Source organism: Streptomyces hygroscopicus subsp. hygroscopicus (assembly GCF_001553455.1).
Classification (GTDB): domain Bacteria; phylum Actinomycetota; class Actinomycetes; order Streptomycetales; family Streptomycetaceae; genus Streptomyces; species Streptomyces hygroscopicus.
The window spans coordinates 1-1,106 of sequence record NZ_BBOX01000276.1; the positions used below are offsets into that span (position 1 = coordinate 1).

A 1,106-nucleotide genomic window follows, 5' to 3' on the forward strand; every position below is an offset into this window, starting at 1 on the left:
GGCGACAAACGCCTGGTCGGATACGTAGTGGCCACGCAGGACCAGACCATCGACCCGACCACCGCCCGCGGCTACGCCGCCGAACGACTGCCGGCGCATATGGTGCCGTCGGCCGTGGTGGTACTGGACGAACTGCCACTGACCGTCAACGGCAAACTCGACCGCCGCGCCCTCCCCGCACCCGACTACACGACCGGAGCCGACTCGCGCGGACCGCGCACACCCGCGGAAGAGATCCTGTGCGGCCTGTTCGCCGAAGTACTCGGCCTGACCGACATCGGTGTACACCAGAGCTTCTTCGACCTGGGCGGACACTCCCTGCTCGCCACCCGCCTGGTGGCACGGGTGCGCACCGCCTTCGGCGTCGAGCTGGGGGTCCGCACCCTGTTCGATGCGCCGACGGTGGCGGGACTGGCGCAGCGGGTGGGCGGAGCCGGTGCGGCCCGCACGGCCCTCGTACCGGCCCAGCGGCCCGACACCGTCCCCCTGTCCTTCGCACAGGCCCGTCTGTGGTTCCTGCACCGCCTCGAAGGCCCCTCCCCCACCTACAACATGCCACTCGCCCTGCGGCTGACCGGACACGTAGACGTCGCGGCACTGGAGGCCGCACTGGCCGACGTCGTGGCACGGCATGAAAGCCTGCGGACCGTCTTCCCCGAGGTCGACGGTGTGCCACAGCAGCGGGTCCTGCCGGTGCGGGAGGCCCGGCCCCAGCTGACCGTCACCCCCGTGGACGCCTCCGAACTGGACACGGCACTGGCCACGGCCGCACGCCACACCTTCGACCTCGAGACGGACATCCCGCTGTGGGCACAGCTGCTCCGTATCAGCGCGGAAGAGCACGCCCTGGTGCTCGTGGTACACCACATCGCGGGTGACGGATGGTCCATGCGACCGCTGTGGCGCGATGTGAGCACCGCCTATCGGGCGCGCTGTGCCGGGCGGGAGCCGGGATGGGCCGAGCTGCCGGTGCAGTACGCGGACTACACGCTGTGGCAACGCGACCTCCTGGGCGACGTCGAGGACCCCCACAGCGAGATCTCCGCACAGGTGGAGTACTGGAAGCGGGCCCTGGCGGGATTGCCGGACCGGGTCTCCCTGCCCAC

The 1,106-nt window shown here is 70.7% G+C and carries 1 protein-coding gene; it reads left to right on the forward strand.

Annotation, left to right across the window (positions count from 1 at the left end):
• Positions 1-1,106: condensation domain-containing protein (locus AXW62_RS26325; protein ID WP_252368740.1), on the forward strand; the 1,106-nt coding region annotated here is incomplete at both ends.